This is a genomic window from Neobacillus vireti (assembly GCF_036962345.1).
Taxonomy (GTDB): domain Bacteria; phylum Bacillota; class Bacilli; order Bacillales; family Cytobacillaceae; genus Neobacillus; species Neobacillus vireti_A.
On record NZ_JBALNB010000010.1, the window covers coordinates 1 to 21294 of the forward strand.

Here is a 21294-nt window from a genome sequence, read left to right on the forward strand (position 1 = left end):
TATCGGCACTATCCTGGGCTAATTGTTACGATAATTTGAGGAGACCGAGTTTATCGGCACTATCTATTTTAGCTGAACACGGCAAAAAAGACCGTTTGGATCAGAGATCCATACGGTCTTTCATTTGCTGCAGTATCTTTTTTTCGAGTCTTGAAACCTGAACTTGAGAAATTCCTAGCCTCACTGCTACTTCGGATTGAGTTTGATCCTTATAGTATCGTAAATAAACGATGAGCCTCTCACGTTCATCCAATTCTCGAATCGCTTCTTTTAAGGCAATTTTATCAAACCATTTTCCTTCATTTCCGTCATCAATTTGGTCTAATAACGTAATAGGGTCTCCATCATTTTCATAGACCGTTTCATGAATAGAAGAAGGTGTTCTACTTGCTTCCTGAGCAAGAATGACATCTTCAGGCGATAGCTGTAAATGCTCTGAAATTTCATTAACAGTTGGAATTCTTCCAAGTATTTTTGATAATTCATCCTTCGCCTTTCTAATTTTGTTTCCCATTTCCTTTAATGAACGGCTTACCTTTACCGTTCCATCATCACGAATAAACCTTTGGATTTCACCGATAATCATCGGAACTGCATAGGTAGAAAATTTCACATCATAGGAAAGATCAAACTTATCTACTGATTTCAATAATCCGATACAGCCGATTTGGAAAAGATCATCTGGATCATATCCCCTATTTAAAAACCGCTGAACAACGGACCAGACGAGACGCATATTTTTTTCAGCAATTAGATCTCTCGCTGCTTGGTCTCCGTCCTGACTTTTTTTAATAAGTTCTTTAACCTCATTGTCCTTTAAATACGTTTGCGCCTTATCTTTTTTGACCTCCACATCCATTGGCAAGTCTCCTTAATTGCATAGCATTTTGCTTGTGTGTAAATGCTTTTTTAGTCTTACTTCGGTTCCTTTACCTGGCTGTGTGAGAACCTCAACCTCGTCCATGAAATTTTCCATGATAGTGAATCCCATGCCAGATCTCTCTAAATCCGGCTTCGTTGTAAATAATGGCTGTCGAGCTTCTTCCACATCTACAATCCCTAATCCTGCATCTTTGATCGAAATATTGACGATATTATCTTCAATCGTAACCTGGATATAAACAATTCCATTTGGGTCATTTTCATAACCATGAATAATGGAGTTGGTAACTGCTTCAGAAACAACTGTTTTAATTTCAGTCAATTCGTCCATTGTAGGGTCGAGCTGCGCAATAAAAGCTGCAACAGTGACACGTGCAAATGATTCATTTTGACTTAAGGCACTAAATTGAAGATTCATCTGATTCTTCATCTCATGCCACCCCCAATCTTTGCAATGCAAACTCTTCTGTCGGTTCCAGCTTAATGATTTTAAACATCCCCGACATATCGAATAATCGTTGTATTGCAGGGGAAATCGCACAAACCACCATTTCACCATGCACTTGCTTTATTTGCTTGTAACGCCCTAAGATGACACCTAATCCAGAGCTATCCATAAAAGAAAGCTGTTCCAAATTTAGTACTATATGCCGAATATCATTTTTTTCTATTGCATTAGCAGCTTGTTCACGTAATTCGTCCGCTGTATGATGATCTAGTTCACCACTTAAACGCAAACATAAAACATCATGTTTTATTTCCATTTCAATGTTAAGACTCACTATCCCTAGCCTCCTTCATCTGGTATAGTGAGTCAATTCGTTACCGTTAGAGCATTCTCCTTCTATCAAGACAAAACTAGTTGATATTTGCTAAAAAAAGTTGGAATTCGACACGAAAAGTGGAAGCGCCTTCGGAACAATCGTAGCTTGTTCCTTCGAAGATTATTCCAAGGTGCTTTCTTAGTATTCAGGGCTTATGCCCCCGAGCCCTAGGCGCTGGAACTGGACATTTAAAGAATGTTTATTTCCCAGCCTTGGTGAACATACCAAATGATCGCTTATAAAGCGTCCACCAGCCTGCCTCTTTCACATCATTTTTCGCAACTATCTCACTTTCAAGGACTACCTTTCCATCTTTCACGAGTTTTATGGTTCCTACTTTATCTCCTTTTTTAATAGGAGCATCAAGATTTTTATCAAGAGTAACTTGACGTTTTACATCCTCGGTTTTTTCACCTTTTTTAGTGAGTAAGGATAGAGGTTCGCTTGTAACAGCCTCTACTTTCTTGTCTTTTCCTTTATTCACATGAGCATTGCCAATCACTTGATTTCGTTTGAACATAGGATGTGTTTGATATTGGGCAAACGCAAAGTTAAGCATCTTTGTTACTTGGGCATTTCTTTCTTTGGAGGTTGGTGCTCCAAAAACGACTGCAATGACACGCATGCCATCCTTTTGAGCAGTTGCTGTCAAACAATATTTTGCCTCAGCTGTGAAACCTGTTTTAAGACCATCTACCCCCGGATAGAAGCGAACTAATTTATTGGTATTAACAAGCCAGAATTTTTTGTCTGTATTCTCTCGAAGATATGCCTCATACATACCAGTAAACTTTGTGATGTCTTCATATTTTAGTAGTTCCTTGGCCATTATAGCCATATCATGGGCGGAACTATAGTGACCGCTTCCAGGTAAGCCTGTTGTATTTTTAAAAACAGTATTCTTTAATCCAAGGTCTTTTACTTTGTCATTCATCATGTCAACAAATGCTTCTTCTGATCCGGCAATTTTTTCTGCCATCGCTACAGAAGCGTCATTTCCTGAACCAATCGCAATACCTTGGAGCATTTGTTTTACAGTCATTTCTTCCCCAGGTTCAAGGAAAATTTGTGAGCCTCCCATTGACGCAGCATACTCACTTGTTCGAACACTTTCATCCCATTTGAGTTTTCCTTGATCTATTGCTTCCATAATAAGCAGCATGGTCATAATTTTAGTCATACTTGCAGGTGGAAGCTCTTCATTACTATTTTTCTCATAAAGAATTTGACCTGTATCACGCTCAATTAAAATCGCTGATCTTACATTGTCTGTGATGTCACTACTCTGTTTTTCTTCTGCAGTTACGGGTGATATCCATACACTTGTTAATAACAAGGCTATTACTAGTAAAGAGATATATCGTTTCATTGGCATAACCCTCCATTCTTTATATAGATTCCATTTTTTCCAATTCCAACAACTTTATACAGTATTTTCCTGTTAATAAAATAAAAAAGTCCAGGAAAATATTCCTGGACTTTCTGCTTTCCTTATACTATTCTGTTATTTCCCCATGAATGAGGAGTGGTGCTTCCACTTTGTTAGTAGAAAGAAGAATGTTTTCATATAATTTTTCTTTAACTTGTTTAACATCTTCAAAATTACTATATATCGTCACTAACGATTCGCCTTTCTTCACTTGATCGCCGATTTTCTTTCTAAGAACTAGCCCTACAGCTAAATCAATAACAGAATCCTTTGTAGCTCTTCCTGCCCCTAAAATCATTGCAGCTGTTCCTACTTCATCCGCAACAATTTCAGAAACGTACCCATCTTCCTTTGCTTCTAATTCGAATGTAAACTGTGCCTGCGGCATTTTAGAAGGATCATCAACGATTGAATCGTCTCCACCTTGTGAGCGTAAGAAAACCTTTAATTTTTCCAGTGCAGATCCATCTTTAATCACGTTTTCTAACAATGTGCGCGCTTCAGCTAATGAGCTTGCCTTTTCAGCTAAGTAAACCATATGACTGCCAAGCGTTAAACATAGTTCTGTTAAGTCCTCAGGACCTTCCCCTTTTAAGGTATCAATCGCTTCCTTCACCTCAAGAGCATTCCCAATTGCATATCCCAGCGGTTGACTCATATCAGAAATAACCGCCATCGTTCTTCTTCCAACCTTGTTTCCGATACCTACCATTGCTTTTGCTAATTCTTTTGAATCATCCAGTGTTTTCATAAATGCACCAGCACCTGTTTTCACATCTAAGACAATAGCGTCAGCTCCAGCAGCAATTTTTTTGCTCATGATGGAGCTTGCAATTAATGGAATACTATTTACTGTGGCTGTAACGTCTCTTAACGCATATAGTTTTTTATCAGCAGGGGTTAAGTTTCCGCTTTGACCAATTACTGCAATTTTATTTTTGTTTACCAGTTCAATAAATTCCTCGTTCTCTATTTCAACGTGGAAACCATTCACGGCTTCTAATTTATCGATCGTTCCGCCAGTGTGTCCTAAACCACGACCTGACATCTTTGCTACAGGAACCTCCAATGCTGCAACGAGCGGTCCAAGTACAAGTGTTGTTGTATCCCCAACCCCTCCAGTAGAATGTTTATCCACCTTAATTCCTGCAATTTGTGAAAGATCAATTTGATCGCCTGATTCGACCATTGCCATGGTTAAATCTGCTCTTTCTTTTTCAGTCATTCCTTTAAAAAAGATAGCCATCATTAAGGCACTGACTTGGTAATCTGGAATCGATCCGTCTGTATATCCGTTAATAATAAATTTTATTTCTTCTGCAGTTAGTTCATGTCCATCTCGTTTCTTTTCAATCAAGTCCACCATTCTCATCTATATCACCACTTATTTAGATTTATATTTCAGGTTATTATCCGATTGTTTTAACAATTTCTTTGATATACGAAAGGAAATTTGCTTTCACTCTTTCTGTCGTTTCGATTACTTCCTCATGTGATAAAGGTTGATCAAGAATACCTGCAGCCATATTCGTAATACAAGAAATTCCTAAAACCTTCAAACCACTATGCCGAGCTACAATTACTTCAGGGACTGTTGACATTCCCACAGCGTCTCCGCCGAGAGATCTAACCATTCTAATTTCCGCAGGCGTTTCATAAACTGGTCCTGAAAACCCAAAATAGACGCCTTCTTTTACATTGATATTTAAACGGCCTGCTATTTCTTTAGCAGCAATCCTTAATTCTTTGGTATAAGCCTCAGACATATCTGGGAACCGTGGACCAAATTTCGAATCATTCGGGCCAATCAGCGGATTTGTTCCTGTAAAATTAATATGATCATTAATTATCATGAGATCTCCTGCTTCAAAGCTCTCATTCACCCCTCCTGCAGCATTGGTGACGATTAACATTTCGACTCCTAATTCCTTCATAACACGAACAGGGAAGGTTACTTTATCCATTCCATATCCTTCATAAAAATGGAAACGACCTTGCATCGCTACCACTTCTACACCCTCCAAAATTCCAAAAACCAATTGACCGGCATGGCCTTCAACCGTTGAAATTGGGAATTCAGGTATTTCATTGTATGGAATTTTGACTGGATTTTCAATTTCATCTGCTAGAACACCTAGGCCTGAGCCTAAAATAAGGCCGATTTTGGGTGTATTGGTATATTTCATTTTTAAAAATTCAGTTGCATTTTGGGTTTTTTCGATTGTCATTTTCATCCCTCTTTTATATCAATTCATTTAAAAAACTTTTTCCGAAGTTTGGCATTTTTACATTAAAATTCTCTGCAATAGTTGCACCAATGTCAGCAAATGTTTCTCTAATCGGTAATTCTTTTCCTGCAGTCATATTCAATGAGTAAATAAGCAATGGCACATATTCTCGTGTATGGTCTGTTCCAGGTGCAACTGGATCATTTCCATGATCAGCGGTAATGACTAACAAATCGTCTTCTTTCATCTTTGCAAATACTTCTGGAAGGCGGGCATCATATTCTTCAAGTGCTTTTCCATACCCTTTAGGGTCGCGGCGGTGTCCATACAGAGCATCAAAATCAACCAAATTTAAGAAGCTCATTCCTGTGAATTCCATATCAAGGGTTTGGACTAGCTTATCCATACCATCCATATTGGAAATAGTCCTAAGTGACTGAGTGACTCCTTCCCCATCATAAATATCAGAAATTTTTCCTATAGCAATAACATCTAACCCAGCATCTTTCATTTCATTCATTACTGTTCTATCAAAAGGTTTTAATGCATAGTCATGACGATTAGCCGTTCTTTTAAAATTACCTGGTTCTCCCAAGAATGGACGAGCAATGACACGGCCTACCATATATTTTTCATCAAGTGTTAACTCTCGAGCAATTTTACAAATTTTATATTGTTCTTCGAGTGGAATAATGTCTTCATGAGCTGCTATTTGAAGCACTGAATCTGCTGACGTATAGACAATCAATGCCCCCGTTTTCATATGCTCTTCCCCTAGCTCATCAAGTATTTCTGTTCCACTAGCTGGTTTATTTCCAATAATCTTTCTGCCGGTGCGTTTCTCTAATTCAGAAAGGAGTTCATCTGGAAAACCATCCGGGAATACACGAAATGGCGTCTGAATATTCAAACCCATAATTTCCCAATGACCTGTCATCGTGTCCTTACCATTTGATGCCTCCATCATTTTTGTATAGTAAGCCAATGGTTTTTCGGCTTTTTCAATCCCCTTAATTTCACGGATATTGCTCAAACCTAATTTCCCCATATTTGGCATATTTAGACCATTCATTGCTTCTGCAATATGACCCAATGTGTCCGCACCTTTATCACCAAATTTATCTGCATCCGGTGATTCTCCAATTCCTACGGAGTCCATTACGATAACAAAAATTCGTTTATATGTAGGTAAAGTCATACGAGTCTTCCTCCTTTTTCTATGGTGAATGTTTCTCTAATCATTAATAATAGATTGCCCTTATAAAAATGGGATTATGATTATCTTAATAAATTTAATGTCAGAAGTCTGACTTCTATATTTTACTAAACTCTTGTATAAATACAAGAAAAAGCTGCCATTTATTTTGGCAGCTTTTCGACATTTTTTAATTTCTTTAAACTATCATCCTATTAAGCTCTTGGATGAAATTTACAATAGACATCCTTTAATCTTGTCTTCGTGAGATGAGTATAAATTTGCGTCGTTGAGATATCAGCATGTCCGAGCATTTCTTGAACTGCTCTTAAATCAGCTCCATTTTCCAAAAGGTGTGTCGCAAATGAATGACGTAGTGTGTGTGGAGTAAGTTCACTGTCGATTCCAGCTTCTTTAGCCAGTTTTTTTAAAATTTTCCAAAAACCTTGTCGTGTTAGTCGCTTTCCATGATGGTTTAAAAATAAAGCTGAATCTATAGGCAGATTTTTTGAAACGAAATTTTGCCTGCCATGTTCTATGTAACGTTTTAGGGCATCTGCTGCTGTTTTTCCTATTGGAATGATTCGCTCTTTATTGGTATTACTTGTAACATGAATAAATCCCATTGTTACATTTACATGTTCTACGTCAATTTCAATTAACTCAGAAACACGAATACCCGTTGCATAAAGGAGCTCGAGCATTGCCTTGTCCCTTAAACCAAAATGTCCTTGTCCATTTGGTAAGTCTAAAAGTTTTTCTACTTCTTCTAAGCTCAAAACCTTTGGCATTGCCCTCTCTGACTTAGGAGGTTCGATTAGCACAGACGGGTCCTGATAGACCGCCTGCTCACGTAATAAAAATTGATGGAATGCACGAATAGAAGCTACGTGCCTTGCGATTGTTTTCGCTGACTTCCCTTGTTCCTTTAAAAAGGACAAGAAATGGACAATATGTGCCCGCTGCACATGATTTAATGAATCAACTGCTTCGACATGTTTAATATACTGAAGATAGCTTTTCAAATCTCGTTCATAGGAAAGCAACGTATTCTTCGCCATCCTTCTTTCAACAAGCATGAACTGCATAAACTTTTTTAAATAATCATCCATAACGATTACTCCCCGTTTAAGTAAAACAAAATCAGCCGATCCAGCCAAGATGGATTTTGCTCATGATTCAAAGTGGATACCTTTAATGCTGAGCCTTCTGGTGAATCATAGCGATGATAATTTTGATACTCTTCATTTACCCACATAATACCATAATAAAAGAGAACCGTGCACCCAGTAAATATAATAAAAACCTTTAAGGTTTGTAGTACTACTTTAATAAAAGAGAACATTTACCTTCCCCCAAACTGTTTAGCCTAGTAAAAGATATGCCAATTTGTCCAACTTTTATACCTAATCAAGTTATTTTGGGGGAATAAATTTTTAATGATGAAAAGAATCATAGAAATAATAAAAGTCCTTTTTACTCAAAAAGGACTTTCAATTATTATTCGTTTTTTTCTTCTGCTTTTCCTTTATCTTGGCAACGATAACAGATGCCATGGAAGGTAAGCCGGTGATCTTTTATGATGAAATTCCACCTGCGTTCAACTGTAGCCTCAACATCTTCAAGAAGATCCTCTTGAATTTCATCAACTGCTCCACATTCAATACAAACGAGATGATGATGAAAATGAGCGGCCCCTTCTTGGCGAAGGTCATATCGAGAAACTCCATCACCAAAGTTAATTTTATCAACAATTTTCAATTCAGTTAGTAATTCAAGTGTACGATAGACAGTTGCCAATCCGATTTCAGGCGATTTTTCTTTAACAAGGAGGTATACATCTTCTGCACTTAAATGATCCTCTTCATGCTCTAACAATACCCGAACGGTTGATTCACGTTGAGGTGTTAGCTTATAGCTAGATGAATGCAACTGCTTTTTTATTCTCTCAATTCTAGTCTCCATCCGAAGTCCCTCCCTCGCCGCTGCTATTCTCATTATAACAGATGAGAAAGAGGAGTCAAAATAAAATTATTATAAACAAGATATTATAACTAATATTATATAATATTAATTATAAATTAAGTGAACCCATCATCGTTTTCATTAACCAAGGAGATACATATGCCTCGACCCCCGAAGCAGCAGAAATAAGAACTACAGCGACAACAAAGCTTACTATATAGTTCTTAAAAAATGGCAGGATTGGCTGACCATATTTCTTGAAGAATTGTTTTTTTATCATTCTCAATGAGAATATGACTGAAAATGCAGCCATCATAATGAAAACGGGAATGATAATCAAATTTTGTGGCAAAATGGACACAAATGCAAGTAAAAATCCTTTTATGCCCAATTGACTTACTAAGAAACCAACCGTAAAACCAACCACCAAGCCTTTAATAAATAAGACAATGAGGATTACTGGAAGCCCAATAATCGATATTCCCAAAATCCAGATCAACCCAATAAACTTGCTGTTATGAAGAAAGCTTTGTGCAAATAAATCATTATTTTCTGCTACCTTACCATTTTGAATTTGACCAAAGAATTGTGATAGATAATAAAACAAGTCTTCTTTTTGAGTGATACTCATGCTATTTACGACAATCGCTCCAAAAATGACTCCCATTAAAAATAAAATGACAATAAATAAAAAAATTGAGGAATGCTCACGGAAATAACTGGCGGCATCGGTCTGGTACAATCGTTTCTTCATCTGCGGTTCCTCCTATTTCTCTCGGGTTAAGTTATTACATTTTATGCGCTTCTAGTAATTCTATGACGATAAATTAGTAGATTTAATTTTTAGAAGAGGGAGAGTGGGGCATCGCAGATATATTTTGATTTATCGCAGATATAATTGCATTTACGCAGACATATTTGGTTTATCGCAGATAAACTCCATTTAACGCAGATATATTAATTTTTCCAATCTATTACGACTAAAAACCCGGCAGATTTTAGTTACTCTGCCAGGTTTTTAAATATAAATATGAAATTAATCTGCTATTTTTCCGTATTTTCCGCCGCCGCCTGCAGCTAAATTTACTTTTCCTTCTCTAGCTTTCATGATGAGGCCGGCTATTTTAGCTGGAACCACTTCGGTTAATGCTTCAAAAGGAACTTCGTGTAAAATTGCCATTTCGGATCCAAAATGATTAACTAGCTTTTCAAGTAATTTTGAACCTAATCCAGGGATAAATTCAAGTGGAACTTGATGGACATAGATGGGACGGCCTTCTGGGCTCTGTTCAACTGTCTTCAATTCAAGGATTCGGTCCGCTACACCTTTAATAATCTTATTACTACCGCATTGATTACAGATTTGATCTTCCTCGCCAGCGGGATGCAAGCATTTTGCACAGACGGTTTTGTGATATTTTCCAAGGAGCGGATCTAAACCATAGTTCGCTATGATTTGCCTGCCGTCTTCCTTTTTTAATGCCTTCCCTAATTCTTTAAAAGAAGGTTCGTTCATCGATATAACCTGATATTCACGGGCAATTTTCGCTAATGAGTGAGCATCTGAATTGGTTACAAAGGTATAGTTGTGTAATTCTTTAATTTGGTCTGCCATGCTTGTATCAGAACTTAATCCCAGCTCAATCCCATCTATAAGGTTGGGATCGAAAACTTCTGTTAATGATTTATTGACACCTTTACCGTATAGACTTTTAAAAGGTGTAAACACATGGGCAGGAATAAATAAACCGCCTAGTTCTTTTACCTTTCTTTGTAATTCCAGACCTGACGCATATATTCGCTGCGAACTTAATTGAACATTTTTCAAATGACCCGATAGCCAATTGGAAAACTCTCTCATGATCACGATAGTAGGAAAATAACAAAGTACATGAATCGGTCCATTACATTGTTCATCATAGATTTCTAACTCGGAACCAGGAATAATCGTTAAATCACCAAATGCCAAACCGCCATCTGGATGTTCCACAATGTCACCGCCAGAAACCAGGCTTTCCATTTCTAGAATTACTTCTGGTGAATGACTATCAATAATTCCAACCATATTCAGTCCTTTTTCGTGCCGCGCATGCTCAATGATGTTTGTAAATGTTAATGATTTGGCACCTGTTATTTTTACAGGCTTTCCGGTCCATGTTCTTCCGATATGAATATGTAAATCTACATAATATCTTTTCATTTTCTTGCCAGCACCTCTTGTAGCTGCAGATATTGAACAGCATAGGCAGTTTTAGCGTCATAGATTTTTTGGTCCTTCACGTATTGAACTGCTTCATCCAAAGTTATCTCTTCGAGGTTTACAAATTCATCTTCATCCAGTGGTGCTGCATTTTCTTTCTTCGTTAATCCTTTAGCAATAAACAGATGAACGATTTCATCAGCGAAACCAGGTGATGTATAAAACGAAACGAGAAGCTCCAGACTTTCGCATTCATATCCTGTCTCTTCCTCTAATTCTCTGCGCGCACAAAGTGCAGGCTCTTCACCTTTTTCTAGCTTGCCTGCTGGGATTTCAACAATCGTTCGTTCCAGTGCTTTACGAAATTGCTCTACCATCACAATTTTATTATGATCCGTAAGCGCTAAAATAGCGACTGCACCTGGATGTTTGACGATTTCCCTTTTGGACTGATTTCCATTTGGAAGTTCAACATCCTGAAGATGAAGACTAATTACTTTACCTGAAAAAATCTCCTCACTATGTATCGTTTTTTCAGTAAGGTTACTCATCTAGATCAACTCCTGTTCTAATTCGGGATATGCACTTCATACATTTTACCATACTTGATTTGGAGGGGTATGGATGAAGGTATACGTGCATGACAAAGGGATTATTCTTGTAGGGAAAGGATGGGAGATTATCCAAAAGCTAAAAGAATACAATAAGAATTATTCGACAGTTGCCGAATGGGTTGAAAATTTCTCAGCTAAATAACCTTTACATTTGTAGTCTACCCCGTTCTTTACTAAAATTAGGACGGGGTGATCATTTTGAAAAAAAGAAAACTTGGAAACTCTGACTTATGGGTAACAGAGCTGGGCTTAGGCTGTATGTCGATTGGAACAGAGGAAAAAGCTGCTAGAAAGATTATAGAGACCGCGTTAGATGAGGGAATAAATTATTTTGATACGGCAGATTTATATGATTTTGGTGAAAATGAAAAAATTGTCGGTGCTGCTTTAAAAGAAGTACGTGAAAAGGTAATTCTTGCGACAAAGGCTGGTAATCGCTGGAGACCTGATAAGTCAGGGTGGTCGTGGGATCCATCAAAATCGTACATAAAGGAAGCAGTCAAACAAAGTTTGACACGACTTGGTACAGATTATATTGATATGTATCAGCTACATGGCGGAACCATTGAGGATCGAATGGATGAAACTATTGAGGCATTTGATGAATTAAAGTCTGAAGGCTATATCCGCTATTATGGAATTTCATCGATTCGGCCTAATGTCATTCGTGAGTATGTGAGGAAATCTCATATGATTTCTGTTATGATGCAATACAGTATTTTAGACCGGCGCCCAGAAGAAGAAGTATTGCCTCTTTTGCAGGAACATGGGATTAGCGTGGTGACCCGCGGTCCGCTCGCAAAAGGGCTCTTAAGTGATAAAATGCTAGAGAAGGTGTCACCAAAAGGATATCAAGACTATAGTGAAAAAGAGCTGCTTGAAGTGCTGCCGATACTGAAAGACAAGCTGGCATCGGACCGCTCATTTACAGAAATTGCACTTCAATATAATTTGGCACATCCTGCGGTTGCCTCTGTTGTGACTGGAGCCAGCAGTGCGGAACAAGTTAGAAGCAATGCCCGCAGTACAAAAAGCCAGCCGCTGACACAAGATGAACTTGCTTTAATCAAAAAACTATCCAAGGCAAATGTTTATAAAGATCATCGTTAAGAAAGGAGAGCAGACGCTCTCCTTTTTACTATTATTTAAACTCCTTCCAGTTCATCCCGCTTTCGTTGAGCAGCTCCTCAAATGATTTATTCTTTTCTTTTAAGCGGCGTTCTTCACGTTTACGCTGTTCTTCTTCTTTTCTTTTACGCTCCTCTGTCTCTTTAAGCTGATCCTGCTGTTCTTTAAGCTGTTTAATTAATTCCGGGTTAATCATATCTTTCAGCGTTACCGCTGCTTCTTCTTTTTTTGGTTTAGATTGATTTTTTTGTTTCGATTTCTTTTTCATCCTAAACTCCCCCATAAACATCTTTTTATATGTATTATAGCAAAAAGCAGGCTGTTCAATGAACAGCCTGCTTTATATTTTTAATAAGCTTCTAGCACCACGTTTTCGTCCACTGCTAGCGATGCCTCTGTTGAATTGATTACATCCTCGACAGAATATCCTTTAGCAACTTCAACAAGTTTTAACCCTGCTTCGGTTACATCCATTACCGCTCGTTCAGTAATAATTCGATCAACGACACCTTTTCCTGTTAACGGAAGTGTACATCGTTTCAAAATTTTGGATTCACCGTGCTTGTTCACATGCTCCATAATGACAATGATTTTTTGGGCTCCATGGACGAGGTCCATTGCTCCGCCCATCCCTTTTATCATTTTCCCTGGAATCATCCAGTTTGCGAGATCTCCTGTTTCAGAAACCTCCATACCTCCAAGGATGGCTATATTTATATGTCCACCGCGAATCATCGCAAAAGATTCAGCACTATCAAAATAGGCCGCACCGCTAATCGCAGTTACCGTTTCTTTCCCTGCATTGATTAAATCGGGGTCAACTTCTTCCTCGGTAGGATAGGGACCAATCCCAAGCAGACCATTTTCCGATTGAAGGACAACCTGTTTATTTCCAGAAATAAAATTAGCAACCAGCGTCGGCATGCCGATTCCTAGGTTTACATAGAAACCGTCTTTAATTTCTTTCTCTGCCCTTATCGCAATTCTCTCTCTAACAGAGACCATTGGCAAGCTCTCCTTCCCCAAGTTATTTTCTAACTGTCATTCTCTCAATCCGTTTTTCCTGCTTACCTTCTATAATCATCTGAACGTAAACGCTCGGAGTATGGATAAAATTCGGATCGAGTTCCCCGATTTCACAGAGTGTCTCCACTTCAGCAATCGTTACTTTACCAGCCGCAGCGATCATCGGGTTAAAGTTCCGTGCAGTTTTGTGGTAGACGAGATTCCCCATCTTGTCACCTTTCCAGGCCCTGACAATACTAAAATCAGCAGTCAATGCTTCTTCTAGCAGATACTCTCTGCCATTAAACACCTTGGTTTCCTTGCCATCCGCAATCGGTGTTCCCACCCCTGCTGGAGTATAAAAGGCTGGAATCCCTGCACCACCTGCTCTTATTTTTTCCGCTAAAGTACCTTGTGGTGTCAATTCTACTTCAAGTTCCCCTGCTAAAACTTGTCTCTCAAACTCTTTATTTTCACCCACATAGGAACCTATCATTTTTTTAATCTGTTTATTTTTCAAAAGCGGTCCAAGACCCCAATCATCGATTCCACAGTTATTCGAAATAACGGTTAAATCCTTTACCCCTTTATCAACCAGGGCTGAAATTAGATTTTCAGGAATGCCGCACAAACCGAAACCGCCGACCATCAATGTCGCTCCATCTTGAATATCAGCGACAGCCTCTTGAAAGGATGTACTAATTTTCTTCATCGTGATCGTTCTCCCCTCTTTGTAAGAGTTTATGCTAGCTCAACGATCGTTGCTACCCCTTGACCGCCGCCAATACAAAGAGTTGCTAATCCTTTTTGGGCGTTTCTGCGTTTCATCTCATGAATCAGTGTAACAAGAATTCTTGCACCACTAGCGCCGATTGGGTGACCGAGTGCAATCGCTCCGCCATTAACATTTAGGATATCTTTATTAAATTGAAGTTCACGGTCAACTGCTAATGCTTGCGCTGCAAATGCCTCATTTGCTTCAATTAAATCAAGTTCTTCGATAGAAATAGTTGCTTTTTCGAGCACTTTCTTTACAGCAGGTACCGGACCTATTCCCATAATGCTTGGATCAACACCTGCACTTGCATTCCCTTTAATCGTTACTAATGGCTTTAATCCTAATTCATCCGCTTTTTTCCTGCTCATTACAACTAATGCAGCTGCTCCATCATTGATTCCGGAGGCATTACCAGCTGTTACGCTGCCATCTTTTTTGAATGCTGGACGTAATCCTGCAAGTTTTTCAGCTGTTGTTCCTTTTTTCGGATATTCATCGGTATCAAAAACAATTGGGTCACCTTTACGCTGTGGAATGACAACAGGGACAATCTCATCTTTAAACTTACCTTCCTCAATTGCCTTAACAGCCTTCTCCTGACTCCATGCTGAAAATTGGTCCTGCTCTTCTCTCGTAATGGAATATTTATCTGCCAAGTTTTCAGCTGTAATTCCCATATGATACTGATTAAAAACACATGTCAATCCGTCACTAGTCATAGTATCTATTAATTTTTGATCACCCATTTTAAAACCATCACGGGCATTTTTTAATATGTAAGGAGCTTGGTTCATGTTCTCCATTCCACCAGCAACAACAATCTCTGCGTCACCTGCTAGAATTGCCTGAGTTGCCAAGTGAACAGCCTTTAATCCTGAACCGCAGACTTTATTGATTGTCATTGAGGAAACACTTTCAGGAATTCCTGCAGCGATAGCAGCTTGTCTTGCAGGGTTTTGACCAAGACCCGCCTGCAGTACGTTTCCTAAAATAACTTCATCCACTTGTTCTGGTTTTACGCCTGCTTGTTCAAGTGCTCCTTTGATAGCTGTTGCCCCTAATTCTGGTGCTGATACATTTTTCAAGCTTCCGTTAAAACTACCTAATGCTGTACGTACGGCACTCACAATTACTACTTCTGTTTGGCTCATTTTCTATCGCTCCTCTTCAATATGTATTACCTTTACTTAATTCTACAAAATTCCTGAAAACCCTCTTATTTTGTCAAAATTTCTATAATTCTTGTTTTTTTGAATTGAGCCGTTCTTCATTAAACATTTTCAGATGAATAATCAGTCTCCTATATATGCACCTTATTAAATGAAACTACTTCTCGAAGGGAGTCTGAAGAATATGAGCCAAAAACGCGATAAAGGATACAGCCAAAAAGGTAAGGATTACGCAGAAACAGCAGGTGGAGGCAAGCGGATGATTGCTGCCGAGGAACTAGAAAAAGCACTACATCCAACCAAGAGACAGAATGCAGAGCAATAAGAAATGCGGAAGCGCCTTGCACAGGGGCGACAGGCATAAGACGAGCCGGTGTGAAGGTTGCTCTTTAACCTTCTCGACGGATTGGCTTATGACCCGAGCCCCTAGGCGCTGGAGCTAGACAGTTCTCAAAGTTCAAATAGCTATTATTTTTATTTTAATTAAGCCGCTAAATGGAGTTAGCGGCTTTTCCTATGTTAAAATAATGCTAACATTACCAAATAATTACTATTGGCGAACCTTCTGGAGGTGTACTTGTGAGAAAAGCGTTACGAGCTCTTCTAATTTCATTCCTGTTTACATTTTCTTTAGGTTTTTATTTTACAAATCGACTCATGTATTTTAAAAAGAAGGATGAGCAATTTATTGTACAGCGTGAAAAGGAAGCGGGAAGATTTAATCCCGAACAGTTCGATTCTCTTCCTAAGCGGGAAGTTACAATTGAATCTCCCTTTGGCTATCCCATTAAAGCTCTGCTTGTAGAGCCACACGTTTCCAATCGCTATGTCATTATTTCTCATGGTGTGACCGAAACAAAAATTAATTCCATTAAATATATGAATCTATTCCTAGAAAACGGATTTAATGCCGTTATCTATGACCATCGCCGCCATGGGGAGTCTGGGGGAAAGACTACCAGCTTTGGCCACTATGAAAAGTTCGATTTAAAAGCTGTAATTGATTGGTTAAAAAAAGAGAAGGGATCTACACTTACGCTTGGGATCCATGGTGAATCGATGGGCGCGGCTACAATGCTCCTGTATGCCGGTATGCTTGAGGATGGTGCTGATTTTTATATTGCGGACTGTCCGTTTTCTGACTTAAAAGAGCAGCTTTCTTATCAGCTTAAAAAAGAATACAAAATGATACCGTCACTCTTAATTCCCATCGCTGATTTTATTTTGCGCTTGCGTGAAAAATATTCAATTAGACACGTTTCGCCAATTTCTGTTATTGAAAATATCAGGAATCCTATTTTATTTATTCACAGTGAGAACGATGATTTTATTCTTCCAGCTATGACAAAAGAATTATACGAGAAAAAACAAGGCCCAAAAATGCTTTATCTCGCTGTAAACGGTCGCCATGCCCAGTCTTTTAATGAAAATCCAGAGGATTATCGCCGAGTCTTAGATGAATTTTTAAAAACATACGTTGTCAATGGCGAGTTCTATGGGTAAGATTCACTATATCTGCGATAAATGCATTATATCTGCGTTAATGGAAATATATCTACTTTCCTAAAAAAACAGACTGCCCGGAGTGGGTCAGTCTGTTTTTCCTTTCAAAACTAAACTCATATATCCATTTAAGATTTGCTGTGGACTTTTTAATTGAAAGCTATTACTTGCACTGGAAAAATCAATTTTCATCTTTTCATCAAAGAAGACAGTTTTCGACTTTTCCATATATATAGTGCGTTCGTTCGTCTCAATTGTCATATCGTCAGAATCAAGTTCAGGTACATACCACAGGGCGAACACCCCGCTTACTGCACATCCGCAGCCATCTATATCATACTTCAACTTTAGATAGCCTTCGGTACCATTAATTCGCTCATTAAGTTTCTCAGCAGCTGCCGATGTTATCATAATCTCCATGTTTTAAATCTCCCCCCTGCTAGCATGCACTAATTGTAACACAATCTTTTGTCATTCTTAGTGTTTTTGCTATAAGAGGCCTCAGCTACTTAGTACTGGTATTTATTGAATCTTTTTCAAATGACGTACAATTTGCCCGTAATGTCCAGTCACGTGCTTTACGATTAAGTGGTCGACTAAAAAAGATAGCGGTTTTCCGTCAAATTTTGGATTATAGCTTGGGGCTGTTTTTACCAGATCCTCTTCTGTCACTTTTACAAGCACTGCTTCTACCTTCGGAACTAAGTTTTGAAGTTCCGTTATGGCCTTCTCTTTCTTAATACGTGATACAACCTTTTCATCTACTGCAGCTAAACGGCGTACATGTTCGTGATTACGTCCCCATTTAGCACCTGGAACAGTTAGCAGCGCTTCCAAATCTGCAACCCAAAATTCTACAGCTTCTATTATATGGGAAACAATTTGCATGGCGGACCATTCTGATTCAGAAGGTTTAACATAAAGGGCTGCCTCTTCCGTATTATTCAATACCGCTACAATCTCCTCGATACTCTTTTTAAAAATTTCTACTTTTTCATTCAGAACTGTTGTTGTCATTGAATGTCCTCCTTCATATTCACTTACTATATTAATTTTAAAAAAGCGCTAGAGTTAACTCTAACGCATTTTTATTTTGCAATAAGTTATAAACTAGCAATTAACACGTTGGTAGTTTTTCTTGAAATAGCCATATAGGAAGTCAACTACATGGTAATCAGTTGGTTTGTGATGTTCGAAAATAAAGTCGCGAAGCGCAAGTGCAGTTGGATCCTCTGCGTGAATAATTTCGCCCCATCTGCGTGCTGATCCTTGTACCATTGAAGAACGTGGGATACGAACTTCTTGATATGCCTTAAATGCTTCTTCGTAAGAGTTATGTTTCTTTAATTCCTCACCTAATACAAACGCATCTTCAAGGGCTTGAACTCCGCCTTGAGCTAAATATTGAAGCATTGCATGACCAGAATCTCCTAATAGCGTAATGTTGCCATTTGTCCAATTGTCGATTGGTTCACGGTCATACATTTGCCAGCGGAATTGACGGTTAATGTAAGTTAAAGCGTTCTCAACTTTTGGATGACAATGTTCAAAACGACGTGCCATTTCTTCAGGGGTTCCCCAGTCTTCTACAGTCGCATCATATGATTTAAATACCACTACTTGGTTGTAAAGCTCTCCGCGGCGAACTGGGTATTGTACCATGTGCAGGTTGGGTCCAATCCACATAATTACATCGTCTAAGTCTAAGTTTGCGGTAGAAGCCACTTCTTCGATTGGAATCGTTCCACGGTAAGCAACATACGCAGAGTTTACTGGTTTATCATCAACTAGCTGCTTACGCATGTTTGATTTTACCCCATCGGCACCAATAACTGCTTCTGCAGTAAACGTTTCACCATTTTGGTTAACAATAGTTACAGTATCACCATTTTGTTCTGCCGTTTGAATACATTGGTTGGTAAAGAATTTAATATTACTGTTTTTTTGACATGCTTCATAAAGAACTCTGTGTAAGTCGGAGCGATGTAATACGATGTATGGCTGGCCGAATTCTTTTTGGAAACCTTCTCCTAAATCCAGAACGGCTAATTCTTTTGCAGTATAAACATCTTTTAGGACAAGACGTTTTGGTACTACTGCATGTTTTAAAATTTCTTCTTTTACACCTAAACGGTCTAAAACTTCTAACGCATTTGGTGCTAACTGAATTCCTGCACCTACTTCTCCAAACTCAGGTGCCTGCTCAAAAACCGCTACAGACTTACCACTTTCTTGAACTGATAGTGCTGCTGCTAAACCACCGATTCCTCCGCCTACTACAATAATATCGCTTACATTTGTCATTGACTATTCCCCTCCAACTGAGTTATTATCTTCCACAAATAGAGAACTTAGTTACCTGATAAGAAAACTTTAAATCATTTTTCACTGTTTCGTCAACAAAAAACTTTTAAAATTTAGAAATTTCTATTAATCGTTTTTCTGGTATTATCCAAAATTAATCGAAAAAGGAGGTGAATATGATGACAACTGAAACGAAAACGGTCGGTATTCAGTCCTTGCAAATTGGGTTAAACATATTAGAGATCTTAGCAAGGGAAAAAGAACCTCTAAAGTTTACTGATATCCAAAACCTAACTGCAATGACAAAAAGCAATTTATATAAATATTTGTCTACACTGTCCCAATTTGGATTAGTCTATCGTAATCCTTATACAAACGCGTATACGCTTGGACATAAATTAGTTCAGTTAGGAAATGCGGCTTTAGGTCAATCTTCTTTAATAGAAGTGGTTATTCCCTATATTAAAAAGATCACTGATAAAACGAACCTAACCGTACTGCTGGCCGTTCCTTCAAAAAATGGTCCACTGATTTCATATATTCAAAGTGCAGATGATTATGGAATAAATATTGGTGCTCAAATAGGGACACACTTACCACTCTCCTCTTCTACTGGCGTTGTTTTTTCAGCCTTTGAAAAAGACGTTCGTTTGAAAGAATGGGAAGAAGCTGAACTTTCAAGGTTCAATGAAAGTGAATTGCAGCAATTTCAAGCTGAAAAAGAAAAAACAAGAGGAATGTTCTTTGCTTCAAAAACCGAACCTCTAATAAAGCATGTCTCATCTTTTTGTGTCCCTCTATTAAATTTTAACAATGAACTAATTGGTGCAATTACCATCGTTGGTATTACTGAGACTGTACCAAAATCAGCAAATCATCCGACTGGACAATATGTTCTCAGTATCGCAAAAGAAATTTCAGAGTATTTCGGTTTTAAAAAATAAATTTCTGAAAACAAATAATATTGACAATTATCTCGTATTCTTTTACTATTTTTATAAATAGTGAACTAATTTCATAATTAGTGAAAAACAAGGAGGAGCAACAATGAAACTTATTAATTATACTGTCGCTGGACATACACGTGCAGGTGCAATCGTTGACAACCAAGTAATCGACTTAAACTATGCCTACCAAGCACAATTAAAAGCAGAAGGAAAATACCGATTCGAAGCAATCGCAAAAGCATATGTGCCAGAAAATACAGACGAGTTATACCAGGGTGGTAAAGAATCCCTTCAACTTGCGCAAAATGCAATCGATTTCATTTTGGCTAATCCTGAAAGCTTTGATAAAAAAGTCATTTATAACATCGAGGAAGTAAAGGTAGAGGCACCCGTTCAAAAACCAGGAAAAATTATCTGTGTTGGTCATAACTACCGCGAACATATTTTAGAAATGGGTCGTGAAATTCCATCAAACCCAGTTATTTTTGCGAAATTCGCAAATACAATCTTAGGTCCAGAGGACGATATTCCGTTCTATCCAATTTCTGACCAGCTTGACTATGAAGCAGAGTTTACTTTTGTTGTTGGCAAACAAGCCCGCAATGTTTCCGAAGAAGATGCATTAGACTATGTAGCTGGTTATACCATTACAAATGATGTAACCTATCGTGATATTCAACGACGCACGCTTCAATGGCTCCAAGGAAAAACAGTAGATGGCAGTGCACCAATGGGACCATATTTAGTAACATCCGATGAATTGCAAAATCCATCCGGCTTAGATGTTGTCCTAAAAGTAAATGGTGAAGTACGTCAAAAAACCAATACTGCTAATCTAGTATTCTCTGTTCAAAAATTAGTAGCTTTCTTATCGAATTTAATGACGTTAGAGCCAGGTGATGTTGTATTAACTGGAACTCCTGGTGGAGTTGGAGTTGCAATGAATCCTCCGCAATTCTTAAAAGATGGAGACGTTGTTCGTATCGAAATCGACAAAATTGGTGCACTTGAAAATAAAGTAAAGACAACAGAAGTCTTAGCTACTGTTTAAGGGGATTTTCAAGGGGTCAAGCAGCATTCGCTGCTCCCCTTTTCTCTATAAAATTTTAAATAATAAAGGAGA

26 protein-coding genes are annotated in these 21294 nt (G+C 38.3%); 6 read left to right on the forward strand and 20 right to left on the reverse strand.

Going from position 1 to position 21294, the window contains the following annotated elements; genetic code table 11:
• Positions 1 to 100 precede the first annotated feature (100 nt).
• The 13 genes from sigF to V7108_RS12135 all read right to left on the reverse strand — a co-directional run bounded on the left by sigF (position 101) and on the right by V7108_RS12135 (position 11274).
• Positions 101 to 859, reverse strand: coding sequence for an RNA polymerase sporulation sigma factor SigF (gene sigF, locus V7108_RS12075; protein ID WP_335568391.1), 759 nt, complete (start codon positions 857 to 859; stop codon positions 101 to 103).
• A 12-nt stretch (positions 860 to 871) separates the two neighbouring features.
• Positions 872 to 1312 carry an anti-sigma F factor gene (spoIIAB, locus tag V7108_RS12080; RefSeq protein WP_335511544.1) on the reverse strand — a complete coding sequence of 147 codons (441 nt, stop codon included), beginning with the start codon at positions 1310 to 1312 and terminating at the stop codon, positions 872 to 874.
• A gap of 1 nt (position 1313) precedes the next feature.
• Positions 1314 to 1664 (reverse strand): anti-sigma F factor antagonist, encoded by a 351-nt coding sequence (gene spoIIAA / locus V7108_RS12085; RefSeq protein WP_335511542.1) that lies wholly within the window; start codon positions 1662 to 1664, stop codon positions 1314 to 1316.
• A gap of 241 nt (positions 1665 to 1905) precedes the next feature.
• Positions 1906 to 3075, reverse strand: a complete 1170-nt coding sequence (locus V7108_RS12090; RefSeq protein ID WP_335568392.1) for a D-alanyl-D-alanine carboxypeptidase family protein — start codon at positions 3073 to 3075, stop codon at positions 1906 to 1908.
• A 127-nt stretch (positions 3076 to 3202) separates the two neighbouring features.
• Complete coding sequence (locus V7108_RS12095; protein WP_335511538.1) at positions 3203 to 4507, reverse strand: pyrimidine-nucleoside phosphorylase; 1305 nt, start codon at positions 4505 to 4507, stop codon at positions 3203 to 3205.
• 37 nt (positions 4508 to 4544) lie between these two features.
• Entirely contained in the window at positions 4545 to 5363 is an 819-nt protein-coding gene (locus tag V7108_RS12100; RefSeq protein WP_335568393.1) for a purine-nucleoside phosphorylase, read from the reverse strand.
• Between the two features lie 13 nt (positions 5364 to 5376).
• Positions 5377 to 6561, reverse strand: a complete 1185-nt coding sequence (deoB, locus tag V7108_RS12105; RefSeq protein ID WP_335511535.1) for a phosphopentomutase — start codon at positions 6559 to 6561, stop codon at positions 5377 to 5379.
• A gap of 212 nt (positions 6562 to 6773) precedes the next feature.
• Positions 6774 to 7670 (reverse strand): site-specific tyrosine recombinase XerD, encoded by an 897-nt coding sequence (gene xerD / locus V7108_RS12110; protein ID WP_335568394.1) that lies wholly within the window; start codon positions 7668 to 7670, stop codon positions 6774 to 6776.
• Between the two features lie 5 nt (positions 7671 to 7675).
• Positions 7676 to 7903 carry a YqzK family protein gene (locus tag V7108_RS12115; protein WP_335511530.1) on the reverse strand — a complete coding sequence of 76 codons (228 nt, stop codon included), beginning with the start codon at positions 7901 to 7903 and terminating at the stop codon, positions 7676 to 7678.
• Between the two features lie 155 nt (positions 7904 to 8058).
• Entirely contained in the window at positions 8059 to 8523 is a 465-nt protein-coding gene (gene fur, locus V7108_RS12120) for a ferric iron uptake transcriptional regulator (protein ID WP_335511528.1), read from the reverse strand.
• Between the two features lie 109 nt (positions 8524 to 8632).
• Positions 8633 to 9277, reverse strand: a complete 645-nt coding sequence (gene spoIIM / locus V7108_RS12125) for a stage II sporulation protein M (protein ID WP_335511526.1) — start codon at positions 9275 to 9277, stop codon at positions 8633 to 8635.
• Between the two features lie 282 nt (positions 9278 to 9559).
• The gene (locus tag V7108_RS12130) at positions 9560 to 10723 is read right to left on the reverse strand and encodes an endonuclease Q family protein (RefSeq protein ID WP_335568395.1); all 1164 of its coding nucleotides are present in this window, start codon (positions 10721 to 10723) and stop codon (positions 9560 to 9562) included.
• Complete coding sequence (locus V7108_RS12135) at positions 10720 to 11274, reverse strand: NUDIX hydrolase (protein WP_335568396.1); 555 nt, start codon at positions 11272 to 11274, stop codon at positions 10720 to 10722. The genes V7108_RS12130 and V7108_RS12135 overlap by 4 nt, the downstream gene beginning before the upstream one ends.
• A 73-nt stretch (positions 11275 to 11347) precedes the next feature.
• On the opposite strand from V7108_RS12135, the gene mciZ reads away from it, so the two are divergent.
• Both mciZ and V7108_RS12145 read left to right on the forward strand, forming a co-directional pair.
• The gene (gene mciZ, locus V7108_RS12140) at positions 11348 to 11479 is read left to right on the forward strand and encodes a Z-ring formation inhibitor MciZ (RefSeq protein ID WP_335568397.1); all 132 of its coding nucleotides are present in this window, start codon (positions 11348 to 11350) and stop codon (positions 11477 to 11479) included.
• Positions 11480 to 11535: 56 nt separating this feature from the next.
• Positions 11536 to 12447, forward strand: coding sequence for an aldo/keto reductase (locus V7108_RS12145; RefSeq protein ID WP_335511517.1), 912 nt, complete (start codon positions 11536 to 11538; stop codon positions 12445 to 12447).
• Positions 12448 to 12478: 31 nt separating this feature from the next.
• Here V7108_RS12145 and V7108_RS12150 read toward each other — a convergent pair whose 3' ends face one another.
• The 4 genes from V7108_RS12150 to V7108_RS12165 form a co-directional block, all read right to left on the reverse strand.
• Entirely contained in the window at positions 12479 to 12733 is a 255-nt protein-coding gene (locus V7108_RS12150) for a YqkE family protein (RefSeq protein ID WP_335511515.1), read from the reverse strand.
• Positions 12734 to 12813: 80 nt separating this feature from the next.
• Positions 12814 to 13470: a 3-oxoacid CoA-transferase subunit B gene (locus V7108_RS12155; RefSeq protein ID WP_335568398.1), complete on the reverse strand. Its 657-nt coding sequence runs from the start codon at positions 13468 to 13470 to the stop codon at positions 12814 to 12816.
• Positions 13471 to 13492: 22 nt separating this feature from the next.
• Entirely contained in the window at positions 13493 to 14182 is a 690-nt protein-coding gene (locus V7108_RS12160) for a CoA transferase subunit A (RefSeq protein WP_335511510.1), read from the reverse strand.
• 29 nt (positions 14183 to 14211) lie between these two features.
• Positions 14212 to 15399, reverse strand: a complete 1188-nt coding sequence (locus V7108_RS12165; RefSeq protein WP_335568399.1) for an acetyl-CoA C-acetyltransferase — start codon at positions 15397 to 15399, stop codon at positions 14212 to 14214.
• Between the two features lie 202 nt (positions 15400 to 15601).
• Between V7108_RS12165 and V7108_RS12170 the strand changes: the two genes are divergently transcribed.
• Together V7108_RS12170 and V7108_RS12175 are read left to right on the forward strand one after the other, a co-directional pair.
• Positions 15602 to 15742, forward strand: coding sequence for a hypothetical protein (locus tag V7108_RS12170; RefSeq protein WP_335511506.1), 141 nt, complete (start codon positions 15602 to 15604; stop codon positions 15740 to 15742).
• A gap of 254 nt (positions 15743 to 15996) precedes the next feature.
• The gene (locus V7108_RS12175) at positions 15997 to 16920 is read left to right on the forward strand and encodes an alpha/beta hydrolase (RefSeq protein WP_335568400.1); all 924 of its coding nucleotides are present in this window, start codon (positions 15997 to 15999) and stop codon (positions 16918 to 16920) included.
• An 87-nt stretch (positions 16921 to 17007) separates the two neighbouring features.
• Here the strand turns inward: V7108_RS12175 and V7108_RS12180 are convergent, their stop codons facing one another.
• From V7108_RS12180 to V7108_RS12190, 3 genes are all read right to left on the reverse strand, one after another.
• On the reverse strand, positions 17008 to 17340 hold the full coding sequence (locus V7108_RS12180) for an iron-sulfur cluster biosynthesis family protein (protein WP_335568401.1): 333 nt from the start codon (positions 17338 to 17340) through the stop codon (positions 17008 to 17010).
• 102 nt (positions 17341 to 17442) lie between these two features.
• Positions 17443 to 17937 (reverse strand): DinB family protein, encoded by a 495-nt coding sequence (locus V7108_RS12185; RefSeq protein ID WP_335568402.1) that lies wholly within the window; start codon positions 17935 to 17937, stop codon positions 17443 to 17445.
• A 93-nt stretch (positions 17938 to 18030) separates the two neighbouring features.
• Entirely contained in the window at positions 18031 to 19224 is a 1194-nt protein-coding gene (locus V7108_RS12190) for an FAD-dependent monooxygenase (protein ID WP_335568403.1), read from the reverse strand.
• A 179-nt stretch (positions 19225 to 19403) separates the two neighbouring features.
• Here V7108_RS12190 and V7108_RS12195 point away from each other — a divergent pair, with 179 nt between their 5' ends.
• The gene (locus V7108_RS12195) at positions 19404 to 20168 is read left to right on the forward strand and encodes an IclR family transcriptional regulator (protein WP_335510633.1); all 765 of its coding nucleotides are present in this window, start codon (positions 19404 to 19406) and stop codon (positions 20166 to 20168) included.
• 103 nt (positions 20169 to 20271) lie between these two features.
• The gene (locus V7108_RS12200; protein WP_335510631.1) at positions 20272 to 21222 is read left to right on the forward strand and encodes a fumarylacetoacetate hydrolase family protein; all 951 of its coding nucleotides are present in this window, start codon (positions 20272 to 20274) and stop codon (positions 21220 to 21222) included.
• Positions 21223 to 21294 lie beyond the last annotated feature (72 nt).